Below are 25,491 nucleotides of genomic sequence, written 5' to 3' on the forward strand. Positions count from 1 at the left end.
GGCGGCGCTACCGTGGTCCAATATTGCGCCGCCCTTTATACTGTCGGCGATGGTTCGAAACCTGATCCGTATGCGCGGAACATATGACGAGATCATGCGCCATCGCGACATCTCGGCCGAGTTTGGATGCGCCGAGGACGCGGCGAGCTTTGTTCCCGCAGCCCATATTGCCCTTGTCGCGCCGGAACCGGAACATGGGCTTCTGTGGCGCCGAAAGCTTGGGCTCGAGCTTCCGCACCGCCTGGATGTACTGACAAAATCTCAGGCACTCAGCGACGTGAGCACCCTTAAGACTGCCCCCGACGCCTTTGTGATAAGCGCGTCACTGGCGGGGGAGTCTGACGGTCTACGATTGGTGAGCGAGCTGCGCTCGCGCGTGCATACCCGTAACGCGATCATCGTGGTCATCCATGACCGGGATCGCCCTCATGATGGTGCGATGGCCTTGGATCTGGGGGCGGATGCGATCCTGAATTGCGGGTTCGATGCGACAGAGCTTGCCGTGCGCCTGAAAACCCTTCTGGCACGCAAACGAGAGCTGGATGCCCTACGCAAACGCTTTGACCACAACCTGTCACTGGCGGTGCAGGATCCGCTGACCGGGCTGCACAATCGCCGCTACGCACAAAGCTATCTGAACCGGCTGGAGCAAGAGGCGCTGACCAACGGGCAGCCCTATGCGATTATGGTGCTGGATCTGGACCACTTCAAATCCATCAACGACCGGTTCGGCCATGGTGTCGGCGATCAGGTGCTGATCGAGGTCGCAAACCGTCTGCGCGACAATCTACGTGCCTTCGACCTTCTGGCGCGGTTTGGTGGCGAGGAGTTCATGGTCGCCCTGCCCGATGTCAGCCAAAAAGATGTGATCGCCATGGCTGAACGTTTGCGCCGCGCCATCGGGGATCAGCCGATTTACGTCGCCGAGGCCACTTTCCCGATCGCAGTGACGGTCTCGGTCGGGGTTGCGGTTTGGGGTGATCAGCCGAACGACGCGCGCAGCGCCCATGAGCTGACACAGGCTGCGGATCAAGCGCTATATGCTTCGAAATCCGACGGCCGCAACGTGGTCACCTTCGGGCGATCTGCGGCCTAAGCAGACGGGCCACGTACAGACGCAGCCCACCTGAAATTAACGATCCTTGGGCCTCGGCCCGCGATCCACAGCGCTTTCCAAGCGATCGGCAAAGGCCTTGCGGTCTGCCACGGACATGCCGTCGATCTGCTCGACAAGAAGATGCCGCAAGGTCTCGCCGCGCAGACGCAGACGTTCGGCCTGCTGAGCCAACGTGGCTTCAAAAGCAGCCGCGTCGAAACTGTCACTGCGCAACAGCTGCAGAAGCATCACAAAATCCCGCTCGAGCACCGCGCGATTGTCCTTGAACGATCCGCTTTCACGCCGAAACGCGCGACCGATTTCGCGCCGGTCCTTGTGATCCAGTGCTTTGGCAATTGGGCCAAACCCCAGATCGCGGATCGCACCACGCTCGGGGCCGCGGTGATCAAACTCTTCCCCACGATGGCCCGAAACTTTGGCGCCCACGATCAATCCCAGAACCAGAAGGTTCAGCGTCAACGAGACCACAAGTACCACGCGCGTCCAGCGTCGGGGTGCGCGCGGATCCGAGGTCGGTGTCTGCGGTGTCTGATCTGACATGGTTATCCCTCATCCTCTGCAAAGAGTGTCGTTCCCAAATATCCGGGCGCAAGGTCTTCCAGCGCGTAAGACGTATCCGTGGTGACATAATCCCCGGCCAGCACCAGCCCGCCAGAAAGCGTTTCAAGTTGCACGGGCTGCGTGAATCCAATCCAGACACCAGCCACGGTTGCCGTCGCAAGGCTGGCCGCAGCCGGCAGCCCGCCAATTGCGCTCCAGATAGAGGCGAACACCCCCTTCGTCTGCGCTTTCGGTGCGGGCAGTGGATCGACCACAGGCATATGTGCCTGCGCGTCGGCCATGATCGCCGCCATCAGCGCATCAGTGGGCGCTGCCACATCCTGCCGGGCCGCCTCAAAGAACAGGTCCAGCTCGTCGTCTTGCATCGGCTGATTATCAGTCTTCGCCATATCCCAACTCCTCTCGTCGCCCGGCCAGATCCTTGGCCAGAGCCCTTTTTCCCCTTGCGGTCAGGCTTTCCACCGCTTCGACGCTGATGCCCAGGATCTGGGCGATCTCGGGGTTCGTTGCCCCTTCTATATGTCGAAGCGTCACCGCAACTTTCTGTCGATCCGGCAAGCGGTTCAGCGCGTCTTGCAGCGCCGTCGCCCGATCGACATCCATCATGTTTTCAACCGCCGAGGGCTGACCATCTTCCGGGTCACCCGCCGCGTCCAGATCAACGGTCCGGCGTTTCCGCAGCCGGTCCGTGCAGAGGTTCGACACCACTCGATACAGCCAGGTCGAGACCTGAGCCTCGCCGCTGCGCCAGCTTGCGGCCTGTTTCCACAGACGCAACATCGCTTCTTGCGTGACGTCCTCGGCCTCGGCGCGATCCCCGCCCAGAAGGCGTGTCGCAAAGCCCAAGACGCGCGGTGCCAGCCGATGGGTCAGCAGCTGCGCTGCCATAGGGTCGCCATTGCCGTAAAGCACCAGCAACGCCTCATCCGAAGCACCTTCATACGCGTCCAAGGCCATGTTCATATACCCTGCCTAGCCCGTTCCCTGACCCATGACAATGTGCGGATGCCCCACCCCGTCAGGCGGGGCATCCACGTCAGGTTTAGCCCTTGCGGTCGCGGTTTTTACCGCCATGACGCATGAACATCTCTTTCTGGGCCGCATCGAACTCGGCCGCCGAAATCGCGTTGTCATCGTCCGTGTCGAACCGGTCGATCATACGCTCAAGCTTGGCCTGATCAGGCGACATTTCATCAAAGCTCAGGCTGCCATTGCCGTCCGCGTCTTTCTTGGCCAGCATGTCTTCCAGCTTCCAGCCCATGCGCTTTTGGAACATCTTGCCTTTGCCGTCACCCTTACCGTCGCCTTTTGCAGCCATACGATCTGCCATGCGCTTTTCGGCCTGGGCTTTTAGCTCGTCCAACGTCAGTGCGCCGTCACCATTGGCATCAGCCGTATCAAACCGTGCCTTGGCAGCGGCCTGCAGGTCCTCGACGGTGATTTGACCGTTCTTATCCAGATCAACATCGACGAACTCCATCTGCATGAACCCGCCTTTACGGCCCATCGGGCCACGGTCGCCGTCTTTGCCCCCAAACGCCATGGCAGCGGTCGAGGTCAACGTCAGCGCGGCACCCAGGCCCAGAGCAATGGCGGTCGCAGCAGTTTTCTTGTTCAGTTTCATAACGATCTCCTAAGATTTCTTGCCTCTTGCAACACCGTGTTTCTGTGTCGCTGTTTCTGTGTCGCTATGTATCTTCAACGCGTGGGCGTCAGCTTTCCGTCGCCGTTCTGCGCATTTTTCCGCGACATCCCGACGCAAGCGTGTTTCTGGGCCTGATTTACATGTGAAGTTCTGTATGATGGTCTGACGCGCGATAAAGGATTCCCAGATGACCGAGAACGCCCAGATGACTGCGGATGACGTAATGCCAACGCTGACCGACGCTGAACGCGAGATGAAACCCGCCCTGCGCAAGGGCTGGGCGAAGCGGTGCCCGAACTGTGGCACGGGCAAACTTTTTCAGGGCTATCTAAAGGTCCATCATGACTGCACCGTCTGCGGAGAAGAGCTGCACCACCAGCGCGCAGATGATGGCCCGGCCTATCTGACCATCATTCTTGTCGGCCACGTCATGGCCCCGCTACTACACGTCTTTTATGTGCATATCGTGCAGGACCCTCTGATCCTCGCCACGATCTTTACGGTCGGGACTGTCGCTGCGTCACTTTACCTTCTGCCCCGTTTCAAGGGCTTTATGATTGCCTTTCAGTGGGCGAAACGTATGCATGGGTTTGCTGGACCGAAATAACAGAACACACTCAGGGGCCGACATGGACAAATCCAAGATCATCCGCGACGCAGCAACCGTCATTCTGATCCGGGACAAGGCCACCCGCCCCCAAGTTCTGATGGGACAGCGCGGCGCAAAGGCCGCTTTCATGCCCAACAAATTCGTCTTTCCCGGTGGTGCGTTGGACGCCACCGACGCACAAGTGCCTTTGGCAGACGCCGGAGCCGAGCCCTGCCTGACCCGTCTGGGCGAACAGGCGGATGCCTCGAAAGCGCAGGCGCTTTTGGTCGCAGCCATTCGCGAATTGTGGGAAGAAACCGGTCAGATTTTGGGCGAGGCTGGCGCGTGGTCCGGCGACATCCCCGGCGATTGGCAGAGCTTCGCAGATGCGGGCTTTATCCCATCCGCCAAGGGCATGTCCTTTGTTTTTCGCGCCATCACGCCCAAAGGCCGTCCGCGCCGCTTTGATGCGCGCTTCTTTGCGGTGGACGCGGACGAGCTACAGACAGACATCGACGATTTCTCGCGCGCGTCGGACGAGTTGAGCCACCTGCAATGGATCCCGCTCGATGACGTCCGCCGCTTTGACCTGCCCTTCATCACCGAAGTTGTGCTGGCCGAAATCGTGGGCAACCTGCCCAACCTCGGCGCGCCTGCGCAGGTGCCGTTCTTCAACAACTCGGACGAAGAAAGCCTGTTTGAGCGTCTGGGCGGTGTCGGCCCGCTGTCCGCCACGCTGTAACAGCGTTATTTCAGGTACAGAACCAGCACCAGAACCGAGGCGAGGATCAACGCGGTCCCCGCATATTCACGCCCGCTGACCTTTTCGCGGAACACGAACAGTGTAGCAGCGTAGGAAAACAACAACTCGATCTGGCCCAGAGCTTTCACGAGAGCTGCGTTTTGCAGCGTGAAGGCGGTGAACCAGCAAAAGCTGCCGATCATCGAGCTGAGCCCAACCAGAACACCCACGCGCCATGCGGCAAACACGCGGGTGACCTCGCCCTTTTCGCGCAGGACCATCCAACCTGCCATGACCAGCGATTGAAACGCGGTGACAACCGCCAAGGTAAAGCCTGCGCGCGCCACCACATCCTCGACGCCCAGCGACAGGGACGCGCCGCGATAACCGATGGCGGAAAAGGAAAAGAGCAGCCCCGCCCCCAGCCCCAGCGCAGCGGCCTTATTAAAGAAGCGCCGCCAGCCCTGCCCGCCTTCGGGTGGGTCGGACAGCAAGATCAGCCCGAAGAACCCGATGCCAATCGCCAGCGCCCCAGCCATGCCGACGCCCTCGCCCAGCACAAGAAGGCCAGTCAGGGCCGTTAGCACCACTTCGGTTTTCTTGAAGGTGATCCCAACCGCAAAATTACGCTCAGCAAACAGCGCCACCACGCAGATCGTTGCCAAAATTTGGGCAATCCCTCCGGTGAAGGCAAAGGCAAAGAACCGGGCGTCAGGGCGTGGCACCTCCACCCCCGTGACCGCGAAATAGCCCGCCATCAGAACGGCGACCAGCGGCGCGGAATAGACAAACCGCGCGAAAGTGGCCCCGGTTGCGCTGAGCCGCGTGTCCTTCAGCCGCTTTTGCAGCATGAAGCGCAGGTTTTGCGAGAACGCGGCCAATATGGTGATGGGGATCCAAGCTTGCATGCAAACGGCTTCGCACGTCCCGCGCCCCTTCGCAAGCGCGGGGCTTACCGCGTTTGCAGCCGGTCCGTGGCGTATCCGTTAAAGGCCAGCATGTCGGCAGCCGCCTTGATGCGATCCGCGCCGCCAGTGCGCTTTCGGTCGATGATCCAGCCGAAGCTGCCCGACGGCGTGCCAATCGCTGCGGTGCGATAGTCTGCATCCACCCAAAGCACCCAGTATTCGGTCCCGAACGGTGGCGTGCCCACGACAATCCGGCCCGGCGTTTTCATCTGCGCGTCATAGCGCTCGCGCGAACTGGCCGCGTTGCTGAGCGTGATGCCTGTGATGCCCCGTGCGCCATGTTCAATGGACACCTTGCCATAAAGCGGTGTTTCGTCGGGATGAACGAACTCACCCCGGATCACCCAGTCCCCAGCGAACCGCGCCGCGTCAAACCGCGTGGTCGAACTGATGGGGCGGCGGGTGTTGCGATGAAACTCGATCCCGCCGCCACCGACGCAGGCCGTGACCAAAGTGGGCGCAACAGCGGCCACACCAAGTTTCAGCACAGTACGTCGGTCTATCATATTGGTTTCCTTAGAACGGCATCGGATGCGCGCGATGCGCGGCGTCGATATCGGCCAGAACCTCGTCCGACAAGACCAGATCCTTGCTATCCAAGATAAGCCCCAGCTGCTCCATCGAGGATGCGCCGAAGATCGTCGAGCCCATGAAGGGCCGCGAGACCGAGAACGCCAGCGCCATCTGAACCAGATCTAGCCCATGCTTGTCAGCCACCGCCTGATAAGCATCCACGGCAGGGAAGGCTTGGTCTGTGATACGTCCGCCCAAATCCGGATAGCCGTTCTTCGCCGCGATCTCGAGACGCGAGCCAGCAGGCACTGCGCCGTTTTGATATTTGCCGGTCAGAAGCCCTGTTGCCAGTGGCGAATAGGACAGAACCCGCGGGCCTTCGTTCATGCAGAGCTCGGCCAGATCGGTGTCCGCCAAGCGGCACATCAGGCTGTATTCGTTCTGGATCGAGATCACCTCGGGCGCGCCCATGTCGCGGGCAATGCGCAGCCATTGCGCGGTGCCCCACGCGCTTTCGTTGGACAGACCGAAATGGCGGACCTTGCCGGCGGCTACGACCTCGGCCATAGCGGTCAGCACGTCGCGCATATGCGCTTCGGTTTCTTCGCGGTTCTGCTTTGACGGATCAAAAGTCCAGTTCTGGCGGAAGGCATAGCTGCCGCGCAGTGGCCAATGGGTTTGATAAATGTCGATATAGTCGGTCTGCAGCTTCTCAAGCGACTCGTCCACCGCCTGATGAATAACCGCACCGTCATAGCCCTTGCCGTCCCGTTTCCAGCCCGGATTGTCGCCCGAAACTTTGGTGGCGATGACCACCTCGTCACGGCGCCCCGATTTGGCCAGCCAAGTGCCGATAACGGCCTCCGACGCGCCACAGCGCTCGGCCTTGATGGGGTTCACCGGGTACATCTCGGCCGTATCGATGAAGTTGCCGCCATGATCCAGGAACATGTCGATCTGCGCGTGACCCTCGGCCTCGGTATTCGTTGACCCCCACAGCATCGAGCCAAGAGAAAGCGCGCTGACCTCGAGCGCGCCACCGGCAAGTTTATTCATTCGCATGACAATTCTCCGTCTAAGCTCGTAATCTTGTTGGGGGTAGGTAAGCGGACCGGCGCAAAGCTCAAGCCCCGGCCCGTTGAAATGTTGGGTTAAATGGTTGCGTTCACGCCGCCGCCATCCAGCAGGACGTTCTGCCCGACCATAAAGCCCGCATGCTGAGAGCACAGAAAGGCGCAGGTTGCGCCAAACTCTTCCCGCGTGCCATAGCGCCCGGCGGGAATGGTCGCCATACGCTGGGCGCGCGCTTCGTCCATGGTGATCCCTTGTGCCTCGGTGGCGCCTTTGTCCAGGGCCGCAGCGCGATCAGTATCGTGCAGCCCTGGCAGCAGGTTGTTGATAATTACACCCTGCCCCGCCACCTGACGCGCAGTGCCCGCAACAAAGCCCGTCAATCCGGTACGGGCCGTGTTGGACAGGCCCAGAACCGCAATTGGTGCTTTCACCGATTGGCTGGTGATGTTCACCACGCGGCCCCAGCCCCGGTCGATCATCCCCGGCATCAGTGCCTGCATCAGCGCGATCGGCGTCAGCATGTTGGCATCAAACGCGTCGATGAAATCATCGCGGCTCCAGTCCGACCACATGCCGGGGGGCGGACCGCCTGCATTGGTCACAAGGATATCGACCTCGCCCGCCGCCTTCAGAACCTCTGCGCGCCCGTCTTCCGAGGTGATGTCGGCGGCAACCGTCACAACCTCGACACCAGTTTCCGCGCGGATCGCGTCAGCTGCCTCTAACAAAGGCCCCTCAGTCCGCGCATTCATCACCAACGACACGCCCTCGCGCGCCAGAGCTTGCGCACAACCAAAGCCCAAGCCTTTGGACGATGCACAGACCAGCGCCTTCTTTCCCGAAATTCCCAGATCCATGTGACCCTCCGCTGCATTTGTTGTTGTCCAACACCTAGCGGTCCACGCTGTGGGAACGCAACCTGCATGTTGCGCGCCCCTGCCCGCGTCGCTATATGCGACCCATGTTGGATACGAACACAAACCGCCCCGAATTGCCGCCCGAGATTGCGCGCCGTCGCACCTTTGCGATCATCAGCCACCCGGACGCCGGCAAGACGACCCTGACCGAGAAATTCCTTCTGTATGGTGGCGCCATTCAGATGGCCGGACAGGTGCGCGCCAAGGGCGAGGCACGTCGCACGCGATCCGACTTCATGAAGATGGAACAGGACCGGGGCATCTCGGTTTCGGCTTCGGCCATGTCGTTTGATTTCGGCAAGTATCGCTTCAATCTGGTCGACACGCCCGGCCACTCGGACTTCTCGGAAGACACCTATCGCACGCTGACCGCAGTGGACGCCGCCGTCATGGTGATCGACGGGGCGAAAGGTGTGGAAAGCCAGACGCAGAAACTGTTCGAGGTCTGCCGCCTGCGCGATCTTCCGATCCTGACCTTCTGTAACAAGATGGACCGGGAAAGCCGCGACACGTTTGATATCATTGATGAAATTCAAGAAAACCTCGCCATCGACGTGACGCCCGCCAGCTGGCCGATCGGGATGGGGCGTGATTTCATGGGGTGCTATGACCTGCTGAATGATCGTCTGGAACTGATGGACCGCGCCGACCGGAACGTCGTCGCCGAAACCATCGAGATCAACGGTCTGGACGATCCCAAACTGGCCGAGCATGTGCCCGAACACCTGCTTGAAAAGTTTCTGGAAGAGGTCGAGATGGCGAAAGAGCTTCTGCCCACGCTCGACCCCAAATCCGTGCTGGAAGGCCACATGACGCCGATCTGGTTCGGCTCGGCCATCAACTCGTTCGGCGTGCAAGAGCTGATGCAGGGCATCGCGAATTACGGCCCGGAACCGCAGCCGCAACAGGCCGATCCCCGCGCCATCGCGCCCGAGGAAAAGAAGGTCGCCGGTTTCGTCTTCAAGGTTCAGGCCAACATGGACCCGAAACACCGCGACCGGGTGGCGTTCATGCGTCTGGCCTCGGGCCACTTTAAGCGCGGTATGAAACTGACCCATGTGCGTTCGAAAAAACCGATGGCGGTGTCGAACCCGGTTCTGTTTCTCGCCTCGGACCGTGAGTTGGCGGAAGAGGCTTGGGCGGGCGACATCATCGGTATTCCGAACCACGGCCAGCTGCGCATCGGCGACACGCTGACCGAGGGCGAGATGATCCGCGCCACAGGCATTCCGTCCTTTGCGCCGGAACTGCTTCAGGGTGTCCGCGCGGGCGACCCGATGAAAGCCAAGCACCTTGAGAAAGCGCTGATGCAGTTTGCTGAAGAAGGCGCTGCAAAGGTGTTCAAACCGAACATCGGTTCCGGCTTCATCGTCGGCGTCGTCGGCGCGCTGCAGTTCGAAGTCCTCGCCAGTCGGATCGAGCTGGAATACGGCCTGCCCGTGCGCTTTGAACAGTCGCAATTCACCTCGGCCCGCTGGATCCTTGGCGACAAGGACGAGGTCGAAAAGTTGGTGAATGCCAACAAGCAGCACATCGCGCACGACAATGACGGAGATCCGGTGTTTTTGACGCGTCTTCAATGGGATATCGACCGTGTTGAACGCGACTATCCGCACCTGAGACTGTCAGCCACCAAGGAAATGATGGTCTGATCCATGTGCCCGCCACGCACCTCGCCCCTGCAAAACCGTGTTTTGCCAACGGGCGAGGTTGTGGCGGATCCCGCACGTGGAATGTTCACCGGAAATCGCGGCATTCTGCCCTTTACCGAGGGGCGGCTTGGCACCTCCCGCTGGAAACATCAGCATTGGATCATTTGCGATCTGACCCACCCCAAAGGCCGCTATCACGGGCCCATGCCGGCGCGGGCATGGACGCCTCTGTTCTTTCTGGATGAGGCCGTCGGCCTTGCCGCTGGCCATCGCCCCTGCGCCTATTGTCGCCCCGATGCTTATCGTCGTTTCAAAGCCGCATGGGCCACGGCGCATGGCCCGATGGGACACCAAGACATGGATCGCTTGCTGCACACCTCCCGCGTGACCCGCAATCGTCAGCAAGTTCGGCACAGTGCCGAATGCTCGGTTCTACCAGACGGAACATTCATTCTGCACGACAATCAACCTCACCTGCTGATCGGGAATGTCGCACGCCGTTTTACGCTGAAAGGATACGATGCCCCGACGGATCGCCCAACTGCGATAGTCGAGGTCCTGACCCCGGCCCCAACCGTCGCGACTCTTCGCGCCGGGTATCAACCTGAACTGCATCCAAGCGCGTGATCCGTGCAACAGCGGCACGTTTTCGGCCACAATTCACGCAAACTGCCCCATGTCATTGACCCTAGCGCCTTTTTTCTTTAGGCACTTCTTCATCAGAGAGGGACGCGAAAGCGCACGCCATCCGGGCCTCCCTCGTTCAGCCGCACGGGCGCAGGATGTCCGTGATACAGGACATACATGACCAAATTTTCTGACTTGAAACTCAGCCCCAAGGTGCTGAAAGCTATTGACGAAGCGGGCTATGAAAGCCCGACCCCCATTCAGGCAGGCGCAATCCCCCCTGCCCTCGAAGGCCGCGATGTGCTGGGCATTGCCCAGACCGGCACCGGCAAGACAGCCTCGTTCACACTGCCGATGATTTCGGCCTTGGCCCGTGGCCGCGCCCGCGCACGGATGCCGCGCTCGCTGGTACTTTGCCCGACGCGCGAGCTTGCTGCGCAGGTTGCCGAAAACTTCGACGTGTACGCCAAACACGTGAAACTGACCAAAGCCCTTCTGATCGGCGGTGTCAGCTTCAAAGAACAGGATCAGCTGATCGACCGTGGCGTTGACGTTCTGATCGCTACCCCCGGCCGCCTTCTGGACCATTTCGAACGCGGCAAGCTCTTGCTGACCGGCGTGCAGATCATGGTTGTGGACGAAGCCGACCGGATGCTGGACATGGGCTTTATCCCTGACATCGAACGCATCTTTGGCCTGACCCCGTTCACGCGCCAGACGCTTTTCTTCTCGGCCACGATGGCACCGGAAATTGAGCGGATCACCAATACCTTCCTGTCGAATCCCGAACGGATCGAGGTTGCCCGTCAGGCCACCACATCCGAGACGATCACGCAGGAACTGTGCATGTTCAAGGCCTCGCGCCGCGACCGTGCCTCGTCTGAGAAGCGCAAGCTGCTGCGCGCGCTGATCGACCGCGAGGGCGAAAAATGCACCAACGCGATCATCTTCTGCAACCGCAAGACCGATGTGGATATCTGCGCGAAATCGCTGAAGAAATACGGCTATAACGCGGCGCCCATTCACGGCGATCTGGACCAATCCAAGCGCATGGAAGTTCTGGACGGGTTCCGCGCTGGTACGCTTCAATTCCTCTGCGCCTCGGACGTGGCCGCACGCGGGTTGGACATTCCGAATGTCAGCCACGTGTTCAACTATGATGTACCCGGGCATGCGGAAGACTATGTTCACCGCATCGGTCGTACCGGGCGTGCCGGACGTGAAGGCAAAGCCATCATGATCTGCGAGCCGCGTGACGAAAAGAATCTGGATGCCGTTGAGCGTCTAATCGAAAAAGAAGTGCCGCGCGTCGACAGTCCGCTGAAAGACGAAAAGCCCAAGCGTAGCCGTGCGAAAGCGGACGAAGAGAAGGCCGAAAAGCCTGCCCGTCAGCGCAAGAGCGCCAAGCCGAAGGACGAGGTGGTCGAGGCCGCCCCCACTGAGCAGTCGAAGCCCGAAGCCAAGCCCGAGCGCAACGATCGCAACAAATCGCGTGGCCGTGGTAACAATCGCGGTGGCGGCAACAAGGTCGTTGGCATGGGCGATCACCTGCCCGAGTTCATCGCCAAAAGCTTTGAAGAGCGCCGCGCAGGATAATCCCTGCCCCGCCCTACGCACAAAAAAAACGCGACGCCTGATCGGGCGTCGCGTTTTTGTTTCAGCGCGTGCGCGTGGATCACTCCAAGCGGCTGACCACAACCGTGACTTCCGGCTTGCGCCCGATCTCGTCATTGGTGGATTTGCGCGCGATGCGTTTCAGTTCATCCGCCAGTTTGTCTTCGTCGCGCAGCGTCTTGTTCGCGGCGCGCATCAGGAACTGGCCCAAATCTTCTTCAAGCACATCGACCAGCGGCGCGTTAGAATGGCCGACCTCGGGCAGGCCCATCAGCTCGACCCACGGTTCGCCCAGCGGCTCATCGCCGTCCAGAATGACGTTGACGATCACATGGCCGTTCAGCGCGAGACGAATTCGGTCGCGGACGATCCCGTCCAGCGCACCGATCAGGATGTCTCCGTCCAGATAAATACGATCCGTTTCAACATGTTCCACCACATGCGGCACGTCCCCGGTCAGGTCACAAACGGCACCATTCACGACAACCATCGAAGGCCGCCCGCCCTTCTCGGCCAGTTTGGCATGTTCGCGCAGATGGCGGTGTTCGCCGTGCATCGGGATGACCATTTCGGGGTTGATGATCTCGTGCACACGTTGCAGATCGGGGCAGTTCGCGTGGCCCGAAACGTGATAGCGGTCGTTCTCGGCAACCAGTTCCACACCCATTTCCGAGAACGCATTCATGATGCGGATCACACCGCGCTCGTTGCCCGGAATGGTCTTGGAGGAAAACAGGAACATGTCCCCTTCCGCCATCGACAGGCCCATATATTTGCCCCGCGCCAGTTGGGCCGAGGCCGCGCGGCGCTCGCCTTGCGATCCGGTCACGATCAGCATCAGGTTTTCCCGCGGGATGTCGCGCGCGTCTTCCGGCGTCACAGTGGTCGGGAAGTCGTCCAGCACGCCGGTTTCGATCCCGGCTTGGATCATCCGGCGCATAGCGCGGCCCAACAGGCAGATCGAGCGCCCAGCAGCCTTGCCAGCGTCAGCCAGTTGCTTCACACGTGCCACGTTCGACGCAAAGGTGGTTGCCACGACCATATGCGGCGCGTCTTTCAGCAATTCGATCAGCTCAGGACCGACCTCGGCCTCGGACCTGCCCGGCGCAGGCGAGAATACGTTGGTTGAATCGCAGACCAGTGCCTTCACGCCCGGTTTTGCCACCTCGCGCCACAGATCCTCGTCAAACGCATCGCCCAGAACTGGGGTTTCATCCAACTTGAAGTCGCCCGTGTGCACGATGCGACCTGCGGGCGTGTCGATGATCAGACCTGCGCTTTCGGGGATCGAGTGGCTGAGCGGCAGATAGCTGACCTTGAACGGTCCGGCCTCGATCACCTGCGGATATACGCCTGCGGTCACGACGACCTCGGGCACCTGCCCGGCTTCCTCCAGCTTGCGCTGCGCATGGTAGCGGGTGAAGGGGCGTGCGTGGATCGGCGCCTTCAGTTTCGAATAGAGCCGTCCCACCGCGCCCACGTGATCTTCGTGCGCGTGGGTGATGAAAATGGCTTCCAGCCGGTCGACGTTTTCCACCAGCCAAGAGATGTCCGGCATAATCAGGTTTACGCCCGGTGTCGTATCCATATCCGGGAAGGTCACGCCCAGATCCACAAGGATCAAACGTTCCTTGCCGGGCTTGCCATAGCCATAGACATAGGCGTTCATGCCGATCTCGCCGGCGCCCCCTAGCGGGAGGTAAATCAGACGGTCAGCGCTCATATGTTGCCCTGTTCCTTATTGTAATCATAGATGCGCACAAGCCCGTGCATGGTCAGATCTTCATCGATCTCGTCGTATAGATGCGCGCCTTGTTCAAAGAGCGGCGCGAGCCCTCCGGTTCCGATGACCTTCATGGGAAGGCCGTATTCGTCTTTCACTTTTTGCACCAGCCCTTGCACAAGGCCCACATAGCCCCAGAAGATGCCGGACTGAATGCAGCCCACGGTGTTGGTGCCAATCACCTTGTCGGGTTGGGTCACATCCACATGAGGCAGCGCGGCGGCGCCTTGGTGCAGGGCTTCCAGCGACAGGTTCACGCCGGGGGCGATCACGCCGCCGATATAGGCCCCATCATGGGCCACCACGTCGATATTCGTCGCAGTCCCGAAATCGACAACCATGCAGTCGCCGCCATAGCGTTCAAACCCAGCCACAGCGTTGGCCAGACGGTCGGGACCGGGCGTCGTGCCCTGATCCACGCGCGGGGCGACGGGCAGCAGGCAGTCAGGTTTGCCCACAACCAGCGGACGCAAGCCAAAGAAACGATCTGCGAAAACGCGCAAGTTCCACACAACGCGCGGCACGGTCGAGCTGATCACCACACCCGTAATCTGGGGATCAATCTTGTAGTGATTGATCAGCGTCGAGAACCACGTGAAATACGCATCCGCGGTCCGCGAATGGTGGGTCGATGTTCTGAGCGTGCACAGAAATTTTTCGCCATCCCAGATCGAGAAAACGGTGTTCGTGTTGCCGCAGTCAATGGCCAGAAGCATGGGCCACTCCTTCAGAAAAATATCTCGGCCGCGGGGATGACCTCGCGGGATCTTGCTGTTGATAGGACAAGGTTGCCCTGCGCGTCCACTGTTTCAAATCGTCCCACGTATTCGTCGCGGGTGGTGCGGGCGGTAATGACCTCGCCCAGACGGGCTGCGCGGGCCAACCAAGCCTCGCGGATGGGCTCGAACCCGTAAGTGGTGAACTGGGTCTCGTAATGCTGATAGGCCGGCGCCAAGAAGCCCAGAAACTCTTCTGGGGTGAGCTGTACGCCCGTTTCGCCTGCCAGACTGACCGGGGCTACGGCGGTAGCTTCGACCTGCTGGGTCTGCGGGGCGTCGATCAGGTTGACGCCGATCCCGATGGCGATGTGGCTGACCTGACCGCCAGCAAGACCCGCGCTTTCCAACAGGATGCCAGCCACCTTGCCGCCATTCAAAAGCACGTCATTGGGCCATTTCAACGACAGCCCGCTGGTGCGCCCGGTGGCCGTGGCGAAGGCATCGTAAAGCGCCAAAGACGCAACGAAGCTGCGCAGCGCAACCTGATCCGGGGTTTCATTCGGGCGCATGACCAGCGTGGCCGAGAAGTGACCACGTGGCGCGGCCCACGGCCTGCCCCGGCGCCCGCGCCCGGCTGTTTGCTCATGCGCAAGCACCCATGTGGGGCCCAAAAGGCCCGGCGCAATACGCCGGGCCTCTTCATTGGTGCTGTCCACACTGGCCAGAACGCGTTTCTCAACACTTTCAGGCCATTTGGGCAGGGCTTTATTTGACAAGGGCTTCAGCAGCCGCAGCAGCGGCGCCTTCGATGCCGAAGAAGTTTACGACACCCAACAGGATGATCGCAGCCGATCCCATTAGAGCCGCCCAAGCCGCGGGAGACATGTTCAGCTCGACGCCCTCTCCTTCTTCACCGAAATACATGAAGTACACGATGCGCAGGTAGTAGAAGGCACCGATCACCGAGGCGATCACACCCGCCACGGCCAGCCACGCCATTCCGGCCTGAACGGCGGCGATCAGCACACCGTATTTGGCGAAGAAGCCAAGCATCGGCGGCACACCCGCCAGCGAGAACAGAAGGATCAGCATCGCCAGCCCCTTCAGCTTGTCGTTCACGGCAAACTGGTTCAGCGCTGAGATGTCAGTGACGGGGCGGCCATCCCGTTCCATCGACATGATGAAGGCGAAGGTGCCGATGTTCATGGTCAAGTAAACGGCCATGTACAGAAGCATCGCCTGCACACCATATGCACTGCCTGCGGCCAGACCCAGCAGGGCAAAGCCCATATGGGCGATCGACGAGAACGCCATCAGACGTTTGATGTTGGTTTGACCAATCGCGGCCACAGCGCCCAGGAACATGGACAGGACAGCCAGCAGCGCGATGATCTGCTGCCAGTCGCCAACGGCCTGACCGAAGGCGTCGAACAGCACACGGGCGAACAGGCCCATTGCGGCCAGTTTCGGTGCGGTGGCGAAGAAGGCTGTGACCGGGGTCGGTGCGCCCTCGTACACGTCCGGGGTCCACATGTGGAACGGCACGGCCGAGACTTTGAAGGCCAGACCGGCGGTCACAAACACCAGACCGATAAGAAGGCCAAGGCCAACCTGACCGTGGTTTGCAGCCTCGATAATGCCCGAGAACAGCGTGGTACCCGAATAGCCATAGACCAGCGACGAACCATAGAGCAGCAGACCCGAGGACAAGGCGCCCAGCACGAAGTATTTCAGACCGGCTTCGGTCGACTTCACGCTATCACGGTTCAGCGACGCCACAACGTAAAGCGACAGCGACTGCAGTTCGAGGCCCATATAGAGCGTCATCAGATCGCCAGCCGAAACCATGACCATCATGCCAACTGTGGCGAGCGTCACAAGGATCGGGTACTCGAACTTCAAAAGACCCCGGCGCGACATGGTTGCCTCGCCCATGACCAGAACTGCAGCGGCGGCCAGAAGGATCGCAACCTTGGCGAAGCGCGAATACGCGTCGTCCAGGAACATGCCGCCAAAGGCCGCTGTGTTGCCGTCTCCGCCCGCGACCATCAGGGCCACAAGCACCATGACACCGCCAGTGATCCAAGTGATCGGCTTGGCCAGCCCGTCCTTCGACGTATAGACCGCGCCCAGAAGCGCCACCATCGCATAGACCGCAAGGATCAGCTCAGGCAGAACCGTTTGAATATCAACAGAGCTCATCTTTCGCTCTCCTTAATGCGCTGCGGCCTGAGCCATCTCTGCATCAGCAGGGATAGCGGCGTGGAAGTTGGTCAGAAGTGCCTCGACCGAGGGGCCAATGATGTCCGTGACCAGCGAGGGGTAGACACCCAGAAGCAGGGTCATGAAGACGAGCGGTGCGAAGATCGCTTTCTCGCGGCTGTTCATCTCGGTGATCGACTTCAGGCTTTCCTTGATCAGGTCACCAAAGACGACGCGGCGATAGAGGTACAGCGCATACGCGGCCGAGAAGATCACGCCCGAGGTAGCAACCAGAGCCACCCAGGTGTTGGCTTTGAACATGCCGACCAGCGTCAGGAATTCACCGACGAAGCCCGAGGTGCCCGGCAGACCCACATTTGCCATGGTGAAGAACATGAAGATCAGCGCGTAAGCCGGCATGCGGTTCACAAGGCCTCCGTACGCGTCGATCTCGCGGGTGTGCATGCGGTCATAGATGACGCCCACACACAGGAAGAGCGCGCCCGAGATAAAGCCGTGGCTGATCATCTGGAAGATCGCCCCGTCCAGACCTTGCTGGTTCAGCGCGAAGATACCGGCGGTCACATAGCCCATGTGGGCGACCGACGAATACGCAATCAGCTTTTTCATGTCTTCCTGCACCAGTGCCACCAGCGAGGTATAGACAATCGCAATCGCCGACATCCACAGGACGAAGCAGGCCATGGTGTCTGCGCCGATGGGGAACATCGGCAAGCTGAAACGCAGGAAGCCATAGCCGCCCATTTTCAGAAGGATCGCAGCCAGAACAACCGAACCGGCGGTAGGCGCCTGAACGTGTGCATCCGGCAACCAGGTGTGGACAGGCCACATCGGCATTTTCACCGCGAAGCTTGCGAAGAAGGCGAGGAACAGAAGCGTCTGCGCGCCACCTACGATCTGAATTCCCAGCAGGCTGAAGTCTTCTGAACCAAAGCTGTGGTTCATCAGCGTCGGGATATCCGTCGTGCCCGCATCGACGAACATATAGATCATCGCGACCAGCATCAGGACCGAGCCCAAGAAGGTGTAGAGGAAGAACTTGAAGGACGCATAGATGCGGTCCTTGCCGCCCCAGATCCCGATGATCAGGAACATCGGGATCAGGCCTGCTTCGAAGAACAGGTAGAATAGCACCAGATCCAACGCCATGAAGACACCCAGCATCAGGGTCTCAAGCAGCAGGAAGGCAATCATGTATTCCTTCACGCGCGCGGTCACGCCCCAGCTGGCCCAGATGGTCAGCGGCATCATGAAGGTGGTGAGCATCACAAACAGGACCGAGATCCCGTCGACGCCCATTTTGTACTTCAGCCCCATGATCCACTCGCCCTCTTCCACAAACTGGAAGCCGGTGTCGGCGGGATCAAACCCGACAAGCACCAGAAGCGAGAAAAGGAAAGTTGCAACCGTCGCTGCCAGCGCAAGATATTTCGCGTTACGCCCGGCCGCTTCGTCATCGCCGCGCAAGAACAGCGCGAGGATCACCGCCGCGACCAGCGGCAGGAAGGTGATGATGGAAAGCAGGTTGTTCATTAGTGCGCTCCACCGCTGAAGATAATCATGATTGTCACCAAGGCGACGATGCCAAGGACCATCGCGAAGGCATAAGAGAAGAGGTAACCGGTCTGTGCGCGGCCAGCCTGCTTGGTGAACCAGGGCACGATGCCCATCGCCACGCCATTCAGGAAGCCGTCAATCACGTTGCCGTCACCGCGTTTCCACAGGAACCGTCCAACCATGAACGCGGGTTTGACGAAAAGGATGTCGTAGATCTCGTCGAAGTACCATTTGTTCAGAAGGAAGTTGTAGACATGCGGGAAGGTTTCGGCCAGGCGCTTCGGCAGGCTCGGGTTCTTGATGTAGAACCAGAACGCCGTCACGAACCCAATGATCATCGCCACGAAGGGCGAAAGCTTGACCCATTTCGGCACATAGTGCGCGTCATGCAGGACGTGGTTGTCCGGGTGCATGAAGATCGCACCTTTCGGGGCTTCGCCGTGATGGGCAGCGGCAACCGCCGCATGTGCTGGGTCGGCCATGGTTTCAGCATGTGCTTCATCCGTGGCATGGGCTGCGTCGTCATGGCTGTGATCGTCCGCATGCGTATCTGCGGCGTGATCATCACCGTGACCGTCAGCGGCTTCGCCGTGATCGTCATGATGCGCGCTTGCATGGGCTTCGATGCCGAAGAACTGGTTCACTTTATCTTCTTTGCCGAAGAACGGGCCGTACCAAATCATACCAGCAAAGATCGCACCGATCGCCAAAACACCCAGCGGGATGGTCATGACCAAGGGGCTTTCATGGGCGTGCTCATGCGTGTGCTTGTCGCCGCGCGCCTTGCCGTAGAAAGTCATGAACATCAGACGCCAGCTATAGAAGCTGGTGAACAGCGCCGCGATGACCAGCATCCAGAAGGCGTAGCCTCCGTTCGTGCCGGCAAAGGCGCTTTCAATCACGGCGTCTTTCGACAGGAAGCCTGCAAAGCCGATGGTGGTCAGCGGGATGCCGACACCGGTGATGGCCAGCGTGCCGATCATCATCGCCCAGAAGGTGATGGGAAGCTTCTTCCGCAGGTCGCCGTAGTTGCGCATGTCCTGCTCGTGATGCATCCCGTGGATGACCGAACCGGCGCCAAGGAACAGCATCGCCTTGAAGAAGGCGTGGGTGAACAGGTGGAACATGGCGACCGAGTAGACGCCGACGCCAGCGGCCACAAACATATAGCCCAGCTGCGAACAGGTCGAATAGGCGATCACGCGTTTGATGTCGTTTTGCACAAGACCCACGGTGGCCGCGAAGAACGCGGTAGTGGCGCCAAGGAAGACGATGAAATTGGTGGCCTCGGGCGCGTATTCCATCAGGGGCGACATGCGGCAGACCAAGAAGACACCGGCGGTCACCATGGTCGCGGCGTGGATCAGCGCCGACACTGGAGTCGGGCCCTCCATCGCGTCCGGCAGCCAGGTGTGCAGGATCAGCTGCGCCGATTTACCCATCGCACCGACGAACAACAGGAAGGCCAGCAAGTTTGCGGCGTTCCAGTCGGTCCACAGGAAGTGGATGTTGGTTTCCGCCAGCGCGGGCGCTGCAGCGAACACATCGTCAAAGCGGATGCTGTCGGTCATGTAGAACAGGCCGAAGATGCCCAGAGCGAAACCAAAGTCACCTACACGGTTCACCACGAAAGCTTTGATCGCCGCCGCGTTGGCCGAGGGTTTCTTATAGTAAAAGCCGATCAACAGATACGAGGCCACGCCCACGCCTTCCCAACCGAAGAACATCTGCAACAAGTTGTCTGAGGTCACCAGCATCAACATGGTGAAGGTGAAGAAGGACAGATAGGCGAAGAAACGGGGACGATAGCTTTCGCCCTCGAACTGCGGATCATGGGCCATGTAGCCCATAGAATACAGGTGAACCAGCGACGAAACGCTCGTCACCACGACCAGCATGATCGCGGTTAGGCGGTCCAGACGGATCGACCAGTCAACGCTCAGCGAGCCCGACTGCACCCAATCCATCAGGTGAATGATCTGCGTCTCGGACCCCAGTCCGAAGAAGGTGATCCACGACAGGAAGGCCGACCAGAACAGCAGGGCTGTTGTCAGAATCTGCGCGCCCTTGTCTCCGATGAACCGGTGGCCGAAGCCAGCGACCAACGCGCCAAAAAGCGGGGCAAAAAGGATGAACTGTACCATTCTTGGTTAGCCTTTCATCACGTTGACATCTTCGACAGCGATTGTGCCGCGGTTGCGGAAGAAGCTGACAAGGATCGCCAGACCGATGGCAGCTTCAGCAGCAGCCACGGTCAAAACAAAGAGCGTGAAAACCTGCCCCGTCAGATCGCCCAGATAGGACGAGAACGCGACAAGGTTGATGTTCACGGAAAGAAGCATCAATTCGATCGACATCAAAAGGATGATGACGTTCTTACGGTTCAGGAAGAGCCCGAAAATGCCGATGACGAACAGCGCCGCACCAACTGCGAGATAATGTTCAAGACCTACCATTTTGTCCCTTCCATTCCGGGCGCATCGTCTCGCGCCCACATCGTTTTATTCTTGTTCATCTCAGCCTCTTAAAGCCCCTGCCCCGGTTTTACGTCGATGATCTCCATCGCTTTGGCCGGGTCGCGGTGCATCTGGGCCATGACGTTCTGGCGCTTCACATTCGTGCGGTGGCGCAGGGTCAGAACAATGGCGCCGATCATGGCGACCAGCAGGATCAGACCTGCCAGCTGGAAGAGCAGGATGTATTGGGTGTAAAGGATCTGGCCCAGAGCCTCGGTGTTGTGGGCCACGTCCAGCGCGGGGGTGACAGCAACGCGTGCGGCCTCGGCCCCGTCAGCGAATTGCCAAACGCCGAAGATGGTGCCCAGTTCCATCAGAAGGATCACACCGATCAGCAGCGCCAGCGGCAGAGACTTCGACATCTCGGCCTTCAGGGCGGCGAAATCCACGTCCAGCATCATGACGACGAACAGGAACAGCACCGCAACCGCGCCCACATAGACGATCATCAGAAGCATCGCCACGAACTCGGCGCCCAAGAGGACGAACAGGCCCGTTGCGCCGATGAAGGCGGTGATCAGCCACAGGACCGAGTGGACGGGGTGCCGTGCCATCACGGTAAAGAACCCGCCGACCACGGTGGTCAGGGCAAAGAGGTAAAAGGCGAAATCGGCAACGCTCATGCGTCCCCCTCCTCGTTTTCGTCAAAGACGGCTTGCGCTTCTTCCAGCGCCCGGTTCATCGCCGGCAGGCCGCCCAACATGGACATTTGATAGATCACTTCCGAGATCTCTTTTTCGGTGGCGCCGGCCTCGATGGCGTGGCGCACGGTCACTTTCAGCTGAGGTCCGGCCTGCGCGCCCGCGGCCACCAGCCCGGCAAGGGCCACCAGCATGCGGGTCTTCGCGTCCAGACCATCCTTGTTGAAGGTGTTGCCAAACATCATGTCCATCATGTCTTTCGGCATGGTGGGCATCAGCTTGTCCAAACCCTCGGGAACGAACTTCTCGAGCGCAGGGTTGAAGGCGCGGAGCATCAAGGTGCCCTGCTCCAGCATTTCAGCGTATTTTTTTGATAGTTCGTCCATGGGATTTCCTTAGCGGTAAGGCGCGTCGAGTTCGATGTTGCGCGCGATCTCGGCTTCCCAGCGTTCGCCGTTCTCAAGCAGTTTTGCCTTGTCATAGAACAGCTCTTCGCGGGTTTCCGTCGCGAACTCGAAATTCGGACCTTCGACAATCGCATCTACCGGGCAAGCTTCCTGACAGAAGCCGCAATAGATGCACTTGGTCATGTCGATGTCATAGCGCGTGGTGCGGCGCGAGCCGTCGTCGCGGGGTTCCGCGTCGATGGTGATCGCTTGCGCGGGGCAGATCGCCTCGCAGAGTTTACATGCGATGCAACGCTCTTCCCCGTTGGGATAGCGGCGCAGCGCGTGTTCCCCACGGAAACGTGGGCTGAGCGGGCCCTTCTCGAACGGGTAGTTGATCGTTGCCTTCTTGGCGAAGAAGTACTTCAGGCCCAGCTGGAACCCTTTGATGAAGTCCGTCAGCAGGAAGTACTTCGTAGCGCGTGCGTAATCAAAAGCCATTGATCAGCCCCCCACAGTCCAGCGGGCATAAGCGCCCCAGAATGCCCCGTATTGGGCGAAGAATGCGACCAGCACGACCCAAGCCAGCGACAACGGCAGGAAGACTTTCCAGCCAATGCGCATCAGTTGGTCATAGCGGTAGCGCGGAGTGATGGCCTTCACCATCGAGAAGACGAAGAAGAAGAAGAAGATCTTCGCGAACAGCCACAGGATGCCGTCCGGTAGGCCTTCCACGGGCGACAGCCAGCCGCCGAAGAACAGGATCGAGATCAGCGTACACATCAGAACGATGGCCACATATTCACCGATCATGAACAGCAGGAAGGGCGTCGACGAGTATTCGACCTGATAGCCCGCCACCAGTTCCGATTCCGCTTCGGGAAGGTCGAAGGGCGGGCGGTTGGTCTCTGCCAGTGCCGAGATCAAGAACAGGAAGACCATCGGGAAGTGCGGCAGCCAGTACCAGCTGAACAGACCCGCGCCGTCTTGTGCGTTCACGATGTCTCCAAAGTTCATCGAGCCGGTCGAGATGATCACACCGATGATGATCAGGCCGATCGAGACTTCGTAAGAAATCATCTGTGCGGCCGAGCGCAGCGAGCCAAGGAACGGGTATTTCGAGTTCGAGGCCCAGCCGCCCATGATCACGCCGTAGACCTCAAGCGAGGAGACCGCGAAGACGAACAGGATCGCCACGTTCACGTCTGCCAGAACCCAGCCGTCGTTAAACGGGATAACCGACCACGCGACCATTGCCAGCACGAAGCTCAGCATCGGGGCCAGCATGAAGACAAACCGGTCCGCGCCCGCAGGCACGACGATTTCCTTCAGCACGTATTTCAGGAAGTCCGCAAAGGATTGCAGCACGCCGAAAGCACCAACCACGTTGGGCCCTTTGCGCAGCTGAACGGCTGCCCAGACCTTGCGGTCGAAGTAGAGCAGAAAGGCCAGCGCCACCAGAAGTGGGACCACGATCAGCAGACACTGACCGATGATCAAAAGCGCGATGCCTAAGTTTGTTGTGGTGAAGAATTCATACATATCTCTTCATGCCCTCAGACCGTAGGTATTCCATATTCATTCAGCAGCCAGCGACGTGCCGGTGCGGGCGCGCGCTTGTGCGGACAGTTCAGCCATCACTTCCGACGCCCGAGCGATCGGGTTGGTCAGGTAGAAATCGCCAATCACATAGCGGAAGGACGCGTTGCCCATCTTCTCGACCGGCAGCGGCTGCCATTCATTGTCAGCGACTTGATCAACGCCACCCAGAACCGGAGCCGCTTCAACCATTGCGCGGCGCAGGCCGGCTTGGGTGTCCCACGGCAGGGTCGCACCCAGTTCAGCCGACAGTGCACGCAGGATGGCCCAGTTTTCCTTGGCCTCGCCCGGTGCGAAGTTGGCGCGCAGCGCGACCTGCGGGCGGCCCTCGGTGTTCACGAACAGACCGCTTTCTTCCGTGTAGGCTGCGCCCGGCAGGATCACGTCGGCGCGCATTGCGCCACGATCACCGTGGCTGCCCTGATAGATCACGAAGGGACCATCAGCGATTTCGATCTCATCCGCGCCCATGTTGAAGAAAACGTCAGCGCCTGTGGTGGCGGCTTCCATGCCGCCTTCGGTCACAGCGCCCAGATCCATTGCGCCAACGCGGCCAGCGGCAGTGTGCAGGATCATCAGCTTCGAGCCGGTATCCTCGGCCAGTTTCATCGCGTTCGACAGAACGGCCAGACCGTCCGCTTCACGCAGGGCGCCCTGCCCGACGATCACCACAGACGGCGCGTCTTTCACAGCGCCATAGTCTTTGCCCACGATGCTGTCCAGCGCGGCGCGGTCATTGCCCACATGCGCGTAATCGTAGGTCAGATCAACGGCTTCACCGACCAGCCCAACCTCGGCACCTTTCAGCCACGCCTTGCGGATGCGGGCGTTCAGAACCGGCGCTTCAACACGCGGGTTGGTGCCAATGAGCTGGATGAATTTGGCGTTGTCGATGTCTTCGATCGATGCCGTGCCGACATAACCCGAGCGGTTGCCAATCGGCAGGCGCGCGTTGTCGGTGCGGCATTCCACGTTGCCACCCAGACCTTCAACGATGGTCTTCAGGCTGAAGGTCGCCTCGGCCGAGGCCAGATCACCGATCAGACCAGCAACTTTATCGGCACCTTTCAGTGCCTCGGCAGCTTTCGACAGAGCCTCCCCCCAGGTGGCTTTGCGCAATTTGCCGTTTTCGCGGATGTAAGGCACGTCCAGACGCTGGCGGCGCAGACCGTCCCAGATGAAACGCGTCTTGTCGGAAATCCATTCCTCGTTCACGCCGTCATGGTTGCGCGGCAGCACGCGCATGACTTCGCGGCCCTTGGTGTCCACGCGGATGTTCGAACCAAGCGCGTCCATCACGTCGATGGTTTCGGTCTTGGTCAGTTCCCACGGACGGGCAGTGAACGCATAGGGTTTCGAGGTCAAGGCACCTACCGGACACAGGTCGATGATGTTGCCCTGCATATTCGAGTCCAGCGTCTGGTTCAGATAGCTGGTAATCTCGGCGTCTTCGCCGCGACCGGTCTGGCCCATCTGGCTGATGCCCGCGACCTCGGTCGTGAAGCGCACGCAGCGGGTGCAGGAAATGCAGCGGGTCATCGCGGTCGACACCAGCGGACCCAGATCCAGATCATCCACCGAGCGCTTCATCTCGTTGAAACGTGTACCGGACATGCCGTAAGCCATCGCCTGATCCTGCAGGTCGCATTCGCCACCCTGGTCGCAGATCGGGCAATCCAGAGGGTGGTTGATCAGCATGAACTCCATCACGCCTTCGCGGGCCTTCTTGACCATGGGCGAGTTGGTTTTCACGACCGGCGGTTGACCTTCCGGACCGGGGCGCAGATCGCGCACCTGCATCGCACAAGACGCTGCCGGCTTGGGCGGACCGCCCACGACCTCGACCAGACACATGCGGCAGTTGCCCGCAATCGACAGACGTTCGTGATAGCAGAAACGCGGAACCTCGATCCCGGCCACTTCACATGCCTGGATCAGCGTCATCGCGCCGTCCACCTCGATTTCCATGTCGTCAATGACGATCTTTTTCAGGTCGCTCATCACGGTCCCTTTTTCGTTCCGCGGGCCGGGTTTTCCCGGTCCCGCAC

26 protein-coding genes are annotated in these 25,491 nt (G+C 60.0%); 6 read left to right on the forward strand and 20 right to left on the reverse strand.

Annotation, left to right across the window (positions count from 1 at the left end; translation table 11 throughout):
• Positions 1–1,096: diguanylate cyclase (locus EOL43_RS13670; RefSeq protein ID WP_205669557.1), on the forward strand; the 1,096-nt coding region annotated here is incomplete at its 5' end.
• A 36-nt stretch (positions 1,097–1,132) separates the two neighbouring features.
• Here EOL43_RS13670 and EOL43_RS13675 read toward each other — a convergent pair.
• From EOL43_RS13675 to EOL43_RS13690, 4 genes are all read right to left on the reverse strand, one after another.
• A complete protein-coding gene (locus EOL43_RS13675) occupies positions 1,133–1,657 on the reverse strand; it encodes a periplasmic heavy metal sensor (RefSeq protein WP_133489475.1) in 525 nt (174 codons plus the stop codon).
• A gap of 2 nt (positions 1,658–1,659) precedes the next feature.
• Entirely contained in the window at positions 1,660–2,067 is a 408-nt protein-coding gene (locus EOL43_RS13680; protein WP_133489476.1) for a dihydroorotate dehydrogenase, read from the reverse strand.
• Positions 2,054–2,641 (reverse strand): RNA polymerase sigma factor, encoded by a 588-nt coding sequence (locus EOL43_RS13685; RefSeq protein ID WP_133489477.1) that lies wholly within the window; start codon positions 2,639–2,641, stop codon positions 2,054–2,056. Before EOL43_RS13685 ends, EOL43_RS13680 begins: the two co-directional genes overlap by 14 nt.
• 79 nt (positions 2,642–2,720) lie before the next feature.
• On the reverse strand, positions 2,721–3,302 hold the full coding sequence (locus EOL43_RS13690; protein WP_133489478.1) for an EF-hand domain-containing protein: 582 nt from the start codon (positions 3,300–3,302) through the stop codon (positions 2,721–2,723).
• Between the two features lie 208 nt (positions 3,303–3,510).
• Here EOL43_RS13690 and EOL43_RS13695 point away from each other — a divergent pair, with 208 nt between their 5' ends.
• The gene (locus EOL43_RS13695; RefSeq protein WP_240686562.1) at positions 3,511–3,930 is read left to right on the forward strand and encodes a DUF983 domain-containing protein; all 420 of its coding nucleotides are present in this window, start codon (positions 3,511–3,513) and stop codon (positions 3,928–3,930) included.
• A 22-nt stretch (positions 3,931–3,952) separates the two neighbouring features.
• On the forward strand, positions 3,953–4,654 hold the full coding sequence (locus tag EOL43_RS13700) for an NUDIX hydrolase (protein ID WP_133489479.1): 702 nt from the start codon (positions 3,953–3,955) through the stop codon (positions 4,652–4,654).
• A gap of 5 nt (positions 4,655–4,659) precedes the next feature.
• Here EOL43_RS13700 and EOL43_RS13705 read toward each other — a convergent pair whose 3' ends face one another.
• From EOL43_RS13705 to EOL43_RS13720, 4 genes are all read right to left on the reverse strand, one after another.
• On the reverse strand, positions 4,660–5,562 hold the full coding sequence (locus tag EOL43_RS13705) for an EamA/RhaT family transporter (protein WP_133489480.1): 903 nt from the start codon (positions 5,560–5,562) through the stop codon (positions 4,660–4,662).
• A gap of 44 nt (positions 5,563–5,606) precedes the next feature.
• Positions 5,607–6,128, reverse strand: a complete 522-nt coding sequence (locus tag EOL43_RS13710; RefSeq protein WP_133489481.1) for a lipocalin family protein — start codon at positions 6,126–6,128, stop codon at positions 5,607–5,609.
• 10 nt (positions 6,129–6,138) lie between these two features.
• Positions 6,139–7,197 carry an aldo/keto reductase gene (locus EOL43_RS13715; RefSeq protein ID WP_133489482.1) on the reverse strand — a complete coding sequence of 353 codons (1,059 nt, stop codon included), beginning with the start codon at positions 7,195–7,197 and terminating at the stop codon, positions 6,139–6,141.
• 89 nt (positions 7,198–7,286) lie between these two features.
• Positions 7,287–8,066 carry an SDR family oxidoreductase gene (locus EOL43_RS13720; RefSeq protein WP_133489483.1) on the reverse strand — a complete coding sequence of 260 codons (780 nt, stop codon included), beginning with the start codon at positions 8,064–8,066 and terminating at the stop codon, positions 7,287–7,289.
• 104 nt (positions 8,067–8,170) lie between these two features.
• Here EOL43_RS13720 and EOL43_RS13725 point away from each other — a divergent pair, with 104 nt between their 5' ends.
• The 3 genes from EOL43_RS13725 (at position 8,171) to EOL43_RS13735 (ending at position 12,001) form a co-directional block, all read left to right on the forward strand.
• Positions 8,171–9,778 (forward strand): peptide chain release factor 3, encoded by a 1,608-nt coding sequence (locus tag EOL43_RS13725; RefSeq protein WP_133489484.1) that lies wholly within the window; start codon positions 8,171–8,173, stop codon positions 9,776–9,778.
• Between the two features lie 3 nt (positions 9,779–9,781).
• Positions 9,782–10,405: a hypothetical protein gene (locus EOL43_RS13730; protein WP_133489485.1), complete on the forward strand. Its 624-nt coding sequence runs from the start codon at positions 9,782–9,784 to the stop codon at positions 10,403–10,405.
• A gap of 177 nt (positions 10,406–10,582) precedes the next feature.
• A complete protein-coding gene (locus tag EOL43_RS13735) occupies positions 10,583–12,001 on the forward strand; it encodes a DEAD/DEAH box helicase (RefSeq protein WP_133489486.1) in 1,419 nt (472 codons plus the stop codon).
• Between the two features lie 79 nt (positions 12,002–12,080).
• On the opposite strand, the gene EOL43_RS13740 is transcribed toward EOL43_RS13735, so the two are convergent.
• The 12 genes from EOL43_RS13740 to nuoG form a co-directional block, all read right to left on the reverse strand.
• Positions 12,081–13,742, reverse strand: a complete 1,662-nt coding sequence (locus tag EOL43_RS13740; protein WP_133489487.1) for a ribonuclease J — start codon at positions 13,740–13,742, stop codon at positions 12,081–12,083.
• A complete protein-coding gene (locus EOL43_RS13745; protein ID WP_133489488.1) occupies positions 13,739–14,518 on the reverse strand; it encodes a type III pantothenate kinase in 780 nt (259 codons plus the stop codon). The genes EOL43_RS13740 and EOL43_RS13745 overlap by 4 nt, the downstream gene beginning before the upstream one ends.
• A gap of 11 nt (positions 14,519–14,529) precedes the next feature.
• Positions 14,530–15,282 (reverse strand): biotin--[acetyl-CoA-carboxylase] ligase, encoded by a 753-nt coding sequence (locus EOL43_RS13750; protein ID WP_133489541.1) that lies wholly within the window; start codon positions 15,280–15,282, stop codon positions 14,530–14,532.
• 4 nt (positions 15,283–15,286) lie between these two features.
• Positions 15,287–16,723, reverse strand: coding sequence for an NADH-quinone oxidoreductase subunit NuoN (nuoN, locus tag EOL43_RS13755; protein ID WP_133489489.1), 1,437 nt, complete (start codon positions 16,721–16,723; stop codon positions 15,287–15,289).
• Between the two features lie 12 nt (positions 16,724–16,735).
• A complete protein-coding gene (locus EOL43_RS13760) occupies positions 16,736–18,277 on the reverse strand; it encodes an NADH-quinone oxidoreductase subunit M (RefSeq protein ID WP_133489490.1) in 1,542 nt (513 codons plus the stop codon).
• Positions 18,277–20,445 carry an NADH-quinone oxidoreductase subunit L gene (gene nuoL, locus EOL43_RS13765; protein WP_133489491.1) on the reverse strand — a complete coding sequence of 723 codons (2,169 nt, stop codon included), beginning with the start codon at positions 20,443–20,445 and terminating at the stop codon, positions 18,277–18,279. The genes EOL43_RS13760 and nuoL overlap by 1 nt, the downstream gene beginning before the upstream one ends.
• Before the next feature lie 6 nt (positions 20,446–20,451).
• Positions 20,452–20,757, reverse strand: a complete 306-nt coding sequence (nuoK, locus tag EOL43_RS13770; protein WP_108856011.1) for an NADH-quinone oxidoreductase subunit NuoK — start codon at positions 20,755–20,757, stop codon at positions 20,452–20,454.
• Between the two features lie 68 nt (positions 20,758–20,825).
• The gene (locus EOL43_RS13775; protein ID WP_133489492.1) at positions 20,826–21,440 is read right to left on the reverse strand and encodes an NADH-quinone oxidoreductase subunit J; all 615 of its coding nucleotides are present in this window, start codon (positions 21,438–21,440) and stop codon (positions 20,826–20,828) included.
• Entirely contained in the window at positions 21,437–21,844 is a 408-nt protein-coding gene (locus tag EOL43_RS13780; protein WP_133489493.1) for a carboxymuconolactone decarboxylase family protein, read from the reverse strand. The genes EOL43_RS13775 and EOL43_RS13780 overlap by 4 nt, the downstream gene beginning before the upstream one ends.
• A 9-nt stretch (positions 21,845–21,853) precedes the next feature.
• Positions 21,854–22,345, reverse strand: coding sequence for an NADH-quinone oxidoreductase subunit NuoI (gene nuoI, locus EOL43_RS13785; protein WP_133489494.1), 492 nt, complete (start codon positions 22,343–22,345; stop codon positions 21,854–21,856).
• Positions 22,346–22,348: 3 nt separating this feature from the next.
• Positions 22,349–23,386, reverse strand: coding sequence for an NADH-quinone oxidoreductase subunit NuoH (nuoH, locus tag EOL43_RS13790; RefSeq protein WP_133489495.1), 1,038 nt, complete (start codon positions 23,384–23,386; stop codon positions 22,349–22,351).
• Between the two features lie 36 nt (positions 23,387–23,422).
• Positions 23,423–25,444 carry an NADH-quinone oxidoreductase subunit NuoG gene (gene nuoG, locus EOL43_RS13795; protein ID WP_133489496.1) on the reverse strand — a complete coding sequence of 674 codons (2,022 nt, stop codon included), beginning with the start codon at positions 25,442–25,444 and terminating at the stop codon, positions 23,423–23,425.
• Positions 25,445–25,491 lie beyond the last annotated feature (47 nt).

The sequence above is a fragment of the Aliiroseovarius marinus genome, assembly GCF_004360145.1.
Taxonomy (GTDB): domain Bacteria; phylum Pseudomonadota; class Alphaproteobacteria; order Rhodobacterales; family Rhodobacteraceae; genus Aliiroseovarius; species Aliiroseovarius marinus.

Bases quoted from the DNA above. Each gene is read 5' to 3' on its own strand.
- EOL43_RS13675 (WP_133489475.1), bottom strand. From the start codon at position 1,657: ATGTCAGATCAGACACCGCAGACACCGACCTCGGATCCGCGCGCACCC.
- EOL43_RS13680 (WP_133489476.1), bottom strand. From the start codon at position 2,067: ATGGCGAAGACTGATAATCAGCCGATGCAAGACGACGAGCTGGACCTG.
- EOL43_RS13685 (WP_133489477.1), bottom strand. From the start codon at position 2,641: ATGAACATGGCCTTGGACGCGTATGAAGGTGCTTCGGATGAGGCGTTG.
- EOL43_RS13690 (WP_133489478.1), bottom strand. From the start codon at position 3,302: ATGAAACTGAACAAGAAAACTGCTGCGACCGCCATTGCTCTGGGCCTG.
- EOL43_RS13695 (WP_240686562.1), top strand. From the start codon at position 3,511: ATGACCGAGAACGCCCAGATGACTGCGGATGACGTAATGCCAACGCTG.
- EOL43_RS13700 (WP_133489479.1), top strand. From the start codon at position 3,953: ATGGACAAATCCAAGATCATCCGCGACGCAGCAACCGTCATTCTGATC.
- EOL43_RS13705 (WP_133489480.1), bottom strand. From the start codon at position 5,562: ATGCAAGCTTGGATCCCCATCACCATATTGGCCGCGTTCTCGCAAAAC.
- EOL43_RS13710 (WP_133489481.1), bottom strand. From the start codon at position 6,128: ATGATAGACCGACGTACTGTGCTGAAACTTGGTGTGGCCGCTGTTGCG.
- EOL43_RS13715 (WP_133489482.1), bottom strand. From the start codon at position 7,197: ATGCGAATGAATAAACTTGCCGGTGGCGCGCTCGAGGTCAGCGCGCTT.
- EOL43_RS13720 (WP_133489483.1), bottom strand. From the start codon at position 8,066: ATGGATCTGGGAATTTCGGGAAAGAAGGCGCTGGTCTGTGCATCGTCC.
- EOL43_RS13725 (WP_133489484.1), top strand. From the start codon at position 8,171: ATGTTGGATACGAACACAAACCGCCCCGAATTGCCGCCCGAGATTGCG.
- EOL43_RS13730 (WP_133489485.1), top strand. From the start codon at position 9,782: ATGTGCCCGCCACGCACCTCGCCCCTGCAAAACCGTGTTTTGCCAACG.
- EOL43_RS13735 (WP_133489486.1), top strand. From the start codon at position 10,583: ATGACCAAATTTTCTGACTTGAAACTCAGCCCCAAGGTGCTGAAAGCT.
- EOL43_RS13740 (WP_133489487.1), bottom strand. From the start codon at position 13,742: ATGAGCGCTGACCGTCTGATTTACCTCCCGCTAGGGGGCGCCGGCGAG.
- EOL43_RS13745 (WP_133489488.1), bottom strand. From the start codon at position 14,518: ATGCTTCTGGCCATTGACTGCGGCAACACGAACACCGTTTTCTCGATC.
- nuoN (WP_133489489.1), bottom strand. From the start codon at position 16,723: ATGAGCTCTGTTGATATTCAAACGGTTCTGCCTGAGCTGATCCTTGCG.
- EOL43_RS13760 (WP_133489490.1), bottom strand. From the start codon at position 18,277: ATGAACAACCTGCTTTCCATCATCACCTTCCTGCCGCTGGTCGCGGCG.
- nuoL (WP_133489491.1), bottom strand. From the start codon at position 20,445: ATGGTACAGTTCATCCTTTTTGCCCCGCTTTTTGGCGCGTTGGTCGCT.
- nuoK (WP_108856011.1), bottom strand. From the start codon at position 20,757: ATGGTAGGTCTTGAACATTATCTCGCAGTTGGTGCGGCGCTGTTCGTC.
- EOL43_RS13775 (WP_133489492.1), bottom strand. From the start codon at position 21,440: ATGAGCGTTGCCGATTTCGCCTTTTACCTCTTTGCCCTGACCACCGTG.
- EOL43_RS13780 (WP_133489493.1), bottom strand. From the start codon at position 21,844: ATGGACGAACTATCAAAAAAATACGCTGAAATGCTGGAGCAGGGCACC.
- nuoI (WP_133489494.1), bottom strand. From the start codon at position 22,345: ATGGCTTTTGATTACGCACGCGCTACGAAGTACTTCCTGCTGACGGAC.
- nuoH (WP_133489495.1), bottom strand. From the start codon at position 23,386: ATGTATGAATTCTTCACCACAACAAACTTAGGCATCGCGCTTTTGATC.
- nuoG (WP_133489496.1), bottom strand. From the start codon at position 25,444: ATGAGCGACCTGAAAAAGATCGTCATTGACGACATGGAAATCGAGGTG.